Below are 4,868 nucleotides of genomic sequence, written 5' to 3'. Positions count from 1 at the left end.
TCATGGAACAATAGGGTATAAAACACCTATTGCTTACGAAAAAGAATACTACAAACAGAAGAAAGCTAGTTAACTAGAAAATCTCCGTTTGTAGTGTCTAATTTCTTGACATAGTATCAATATGTATAATCGGTTAGTATATTTTTATTTCTTAACAGATGAAATTAAAGAAAAATTTATAGAAGTACGAGAATATAAAATGAATGATGAGCCGATTGAAGTAAATGATTATTATAAGTGTAGTCATTTAATTGGTTTACTGAAAAGATGCATAAGAATAGAAAAAGATAAAGTTATAAGATAGGGAGGCTAGTTGTGGCCTCTTTTTATTTAATGGAAATGTGAGGAGGATAATTATGAAAGATAAACAAGTATTGCTAATAACATTCAAAAATGATGTAAGAGAGCTTATTAAAGATAAGAAGTGGGTTGAACGCATTGTACAGGATGTCGAGGCAGGGAAATGCTTTATAAGAATAAATGAATATAGTTGGGTAAGTGCAGCTGATGTTCAAAGTGTGCTTTTCAATGCAGAACCAAGATTATAAAAGAAATGGAGATGATGAAGAATGATTAATAAAGAGGATAGAGTAGTAGAAAATTATGATGAGGATATTCAAGAACTTATAGAGGAAACCAAGTGTAAATTTATGTTTCCAGTTGTGGATCTGCAACGAAAGACTAATAGTGAGAAGGTTAAGTTGAAATTAGAAACTATTTGTATCTATGATCTTGCTAATATTGCAGTTGATTGGGATAGCTATATTTATGCTCATGCAGACTATATCAATAAAGTTTATTACGCTGAAAAGAAGGGCTTGACAATTGCAACTACAGACAATGATATCTTAGTATATGGAGAAAGATTACAATTTCTATTTAGTGTAGGGGATTTAGTAGGTAATATTACAAAGAGTTATGTGAACAGATCAAAGAATACAGATATACAAGAAGCTGATAAAGAGGCATTTATGGACGAAGTAATACATCTTATTGTAGGCATATTTGGAGAGATAGAATAGGATGGGACTAAAAAATTTAGTAGATGATAATAGTAAAAATGTGTCTAAAAACAATATTAATAGACAGTATAAAAGGTGCTTAGGATGTAATGATTATCCTATGTGTGAGGAAAGATTACCATTGTATAGCAAGGATAATAGGTGTAGTAGATGTAATCGGGAATTTAATCGTGAAAGAAATAAACGATATAAGAAAATAAAGGACTTCTATGGTTCGATTGAATGGAAGAATAAAAGGAATGAAGTAAAAGATAATAGTTATCATTTATGTGAGATATGTGCAGCTAAGGGGATATTAAAAGATGCTGAACACGTACATCATATTGTATCTGTTTGGATTAAAGAAGGATTTGATAAGAGGCTAGATGATAGTAACTTAATAAGTCTTTGTGAAGAGTGTCATAATCAGGTACATAATAAAGATATAGAGTTATTATATGGATTAAGTGGATATGTTGAATCGTTCATTGAAGATGGGGTAGAAATAGAATTATGCAAGTCAATGGATGATGTTTATCAAAGGGTTATGAATCAGTAATCCCCCCTATCTCTTTTTATAAGTGGTAGGGAAACCTAATCCACCCCATGCCTACTTGCATTTAAAAAATATTTTCCCTATATAGATATTTATCAATGTATTACAAGCAATATAGGGAATGGAAAGGAGTGGTAATATGCCAAAACCAGCGAAAAGTGTAAAACTTAATAACAAAAATTTTACTAAAGCTGAAAGAGAATTAAGAGAAAATATTGAGGAAACATTAATGAGTGCTGATAGTATGGTCTATGATATTCCAAGTGAATTGACTCGTAAAAAGGAAAAGGATTTATATGAGTTTATTGTAGAAAATATGCGAGCAAGTGGTGTGCTATGCAATTTAGACGTTCAACTATTGATTTGCACTGTAAGGGCATGTTTACATATGAATGAGGCTGAGGCAGATATAAAAAAGAATGGTATTATGATACAAGGTAAGAAAAATGCAGCTATAGATATTTTTAACACATATCAGAAACAGTTTTTAGCATGTTGTTCACATTTGTGTTTGAGTCCAACGGCAAGGGCAAAAATTGGATCGTTGGCAGTAGCACAAGCCGAAAATGAAGATGATGATTTAGATGGGTATTCTGTATGATAGGATTACAAAAAGCAATTGAATATTGCAGGAATGCAGAAAACGATAAAAGATGTGGTAAATATATTAAAAAACAATGTGCTGAGTGGCTGGAGATAGCCGAAGACAGAAATGAAAAGTATACAATTAATTTAGAAACAGTTGAACATATACATAAGGTATTGAAACATGCTATATTTGCAACAGGAAAATCAAACAATACAACCTATTTGGAGTCATTGAAACCTTTTCAGTGGCTATTTTTATTGTCAGCACTATGTACAGTTGATAGGGAAACTAGGGAGTTTAAGTATAGAAAAATAGTTATTGAGATGGCTAGGAAGTCAGGTAAAAACTCGATAGTATCTCTATATTTCCTATTAAGAATGATGATGAGTGCTAAATATGCAGAATATTATTCGGTTAGTTCAGATAAGGCTTTTGCATCTAGAACATTTGATGATTTATCAATACTTATAGAGAATAGTCCTAGATTAACAAAGTATTTTAATGTTAAGAAGTCTTATATCGAACATAGAAAAAATAAAAGTAAGTTCGTAGCACTTGCATATGGAAGAGATAAAGGCAATAGTATACAAGCCTCAGCCTATGTGGCAGATGAGGTTGCAACACTACCTACAAATGATATTCTAGTTAATATGGCACAGTCTCAAAAGTCGGTTAGGAATCCACAGGGAGTATTTATATCAACGAGATATCCAGCAGATGATATTTTTAATGATGAACTTGAAGCATGTAGAAGTGTTTTAGAGGGAGAAAAAGCTAATGATAAGCTATTTGCATTACTGTATGAGCCAGATGAAGAGATACGTGGTGAATATATAGATAATGATTTAGTGCTTGCGCAATCTAATCCACTAGCCCTAGAAGTCTCTTCATTATGGGAGGATGCTTTATTAGAAAGAGAACAAGTAAAGGTAATGCCTAGTTATCTAAATAATTATCTAACCAAGATATGTAATATTCCAGTTAAGAACCGGTCAGATGATCCGTATTTAATCATGGATTACTGGGAGAGATGTAGAGTTGAATTAGATGACATTGTGTGGAGTTCACCGGTATGTATCGGAATTGATATGTCTTTAACTACAGATTTAACTGGAATATCAATAGTTATGGAGGAAGATGGTAAGTTTTATACTAAGTCATTCGGATTCTTACCTAGAGAGAGCTTGAAAAATAGACGTGAAAAGTTAGATTATAACCTATATGATGGTACATATTGCTTTATTAATGAAGGTTCCGTTATTAAATATGAATTTATTTATGATTTTATCATGAGATTATCAAAACAAATGACTATATCTAAAATATGCTATGATCCGTATAATGCAAATTTATTAGCTGAAAAATTATCTAGTCATTTCGATATGGAAGTTGTCAAACAGAATTACTCAACTATGAGTCCCTTAGTAAAACAATTTAGAGAATTTGTTTATACTGGAGGGATTATTTATTATGAAGAAAATCCTATTCTTGATTATTGTGTATCGTGTGCAGTTACTACAATGGATAAATCAATGAATGAGATGTTGGATAAGGCTAAATCTATGAAGAATAGAGGAGGTAGGATAGACTTGTTAATGAGTACATTATATGCCTTTTATGGGTGTAGAAGAGAAGGTGTACTTGACTGGATAGCACAATAATATAACAGAGACAAAGATAGGGTGAGAAGCCTATTAATTCAAAAGAAAGGATGGTGATAAGATGAAGATATTTAACAGATCACTAAAATCTGAAGCAGGTGAAGCTACTCCAAAAATGGAATATATGGATTCAGCCTTTGTTGCAGCACTTCTCGGTCAGGTAGTTGTTACTAGAGAAACGGTTATGAGTATTCCTATTTTAAAGAGAAGTATCAACTTTATAGCAGATACTATTTCAAGCCTAGAGTGGCATTTATATGAAAAGGAAAATTCAAATATCATTGATAGATGTGATTATAGAACTGATTTATTGAATAAGGAAAGTAATTCAAATATCAAAAGTTCGGACATTATTAAAAATATGATTATTGATTATTTGATTTATGGATCAGCGTATGCAAATACGAAGAAAAGACTTAATCATATTGAAGCTATACAATATGTAAATCCAGATTATGTATCAACAAGTAACCTAACTATAGATCATTTAAATCCAGTACATAACCTATATGTAGATGGAAGAGAAGTTAATCCTTACGACTACATAATTCTCATGAATGGTGGTACAAATGATGGATTACAAGGATTAGGTGGAATTATCAATACTGATAGAGAGTTGGTTGAACTAGCATTTTTAACCTCTAGAACTATGAAAAATATAACTAATTGTAGCAAGTCGGTTGTAAATGTAGATAAGCAGCTTACAGAAAAGGCACTTGCTAAGTTACGTGCTGATATTAAGAGTCTGTCAGATGCAGATGCAGGAACACTTGTATTGAATAAAGGTGTTTCTATTAGTGAAGTTGGTAGAAGTTCTGTAGATAATCAGTTTGTACAGATGTATGAACAGATACAAAAACAATTAACATATGTGCTAGGAATCCCATTAAGTGTACTTGATGGAACATGTTCAGATGAAGTCTATAATCAGACTATTAAAAGGTAAGCGGTTAATAACTGAGTATATTTCCATACTTCCTTATTAATGAGATAATTACTCCAAGACATTCATTGTTTTGGAGTCTTTTACTCTAACTCTATTTGAAATAAGGAGGTACTCT

The 4,868-nt window shown here is 31.6% G+C and carries 6 protein-coding genes; all 6 read left to right on the top strand.

Annotated features, from left to right (window positions below; all coding sequences use genetic code 11):
* Positions 1-356 precede the first annotated feature (356 nt).
* The 6 genes from H8718_RS19640 to H8718_RS19615 all read left to right on the top strand — a co-directional run bounded on the left by H8718_RS19640 (position 357) and on the right by H8718_RS19615 (position 4,753).
* Entirely contained in the window at positions 357-548 is a 192-nt protein-coding gene (locus tag H8718_RS19640; protein ID WP_249334734.1) for a hypothetical protein, read from the top strand.
* 21 nt (positions 549-569) lie between these two features.
* The gene (locus H8718_RS19635; protein WP_249334733.1) at positions 570-1,022 is read left to right on the top strand and encodes a hypothetical protein; all 453 of its coding nucleotides are present in this window, start codon (positions 570-572) and stop codon (positions 1,020-1,022) included.
* 1 nt (position 1,023) lies between these two features.
* Positions 1,024-1,560 (top strand): HNH endonuclease signature motif containing protein, encoded by a 537-nt coding sequence (locus H8718_RS19630; protein ID WP_249334731.1) that lies wholly within the window; start codon positions 1,024-1,026, stop codon positions 1,558-1,560.
* Between the two features lie 136 nt (positions 1,561-1,696).
* On the top strand, positions 1,697-2,158 hold the full coding sequence (locus tag H8718_RS19625) for a phage terminase small subunit P27 family (RefSeq protein WP_249334730.1): 462 nt from the start codon (positions 1,697-1,699) through the stop codon (positions 2,156-2,158).
* Entirely contained in the window at positions 2,155-3,807 is a 1,653-nt protein-coding gene (locus tag H8718_RS19620) for a terminase TerL endonuclease subunit (protein WP_249334729.1), read from the top strand. Before H8718_RS19625 ends, H8718_RS19620 begins: the two co-directional genes overlap by 4 nt.
* Before the next feature lie 61 nt (positions 3,808-3,868).
* Positions 3,869-4,753 (top strand): phage portal protein, encoded by an 885-nt coding sequence (locus tag H8718_RS19615; RefSeq protein WP_249334728.1) that lies wholly within the window; start codon positions 3,869-3,871, stop codon positions 4,751-4,753.
* Positions 4,754-4,868: the final 115 nt, after the last annotated feature.

Origin of the sequence: Zhenhengia yiwuensis, from assembly GCF_014384995.1 — a bacterium.
GTDB lineage: Bacteria > Bacillota > Clostridia > Lachnospirales > Cellulosilyticaceae > Zhenhengia > Zhenhengia yiwuensis.
Note: the sequence above shows the minus strand (reverse complement) of the source record. Positions and strands in the feature narration are given on the sequence as shown.

Bases quoted from the DNA above. Each gene is read 5' to 3' on its own strand.
- H8718_RS19615 (WP_249334728.1), top strand. From the start codon at position 3,869: ATGAAGATATTTAACAGATCACTAAAATCTGAAGCAGGTGAAGCTACT.
- H8718_RS19635 (WP_249334733.1), top strand. From the start codon at position 570: ATGATTAATAAAGAGGATAGAGTAGTAGAAAATTATGATGAGGATATT.
- H8718_RS19640 (WP_249334734.1), top strand. From the start codon at position 357: ATGAAAGATAAACAAGTATTGCTAATAACATTCAAAAATGATGTAAGA.
- H8718_RS19620 (WP_249334729.1), top strand. From the start codon at position 2,155: ATGATAGGATTACAAAAAGCAATTGAATATTGCAGGAATGCAGAAAAC.
- H8718_RS19630 (WP_249334731.1), top strand. From the start codon at position 1,024: ATGGGACTAAAAAATTTAGTAGATGATAATAGTAAAAATGTGTCTAAA.
- H8718_RS19625 (WP_249334730.1), top strand. From the start codon at position 1,697: ATGCCAAAACCAGCGAAAAGTGTAAAACTTAATAACAAAAATTTTACT.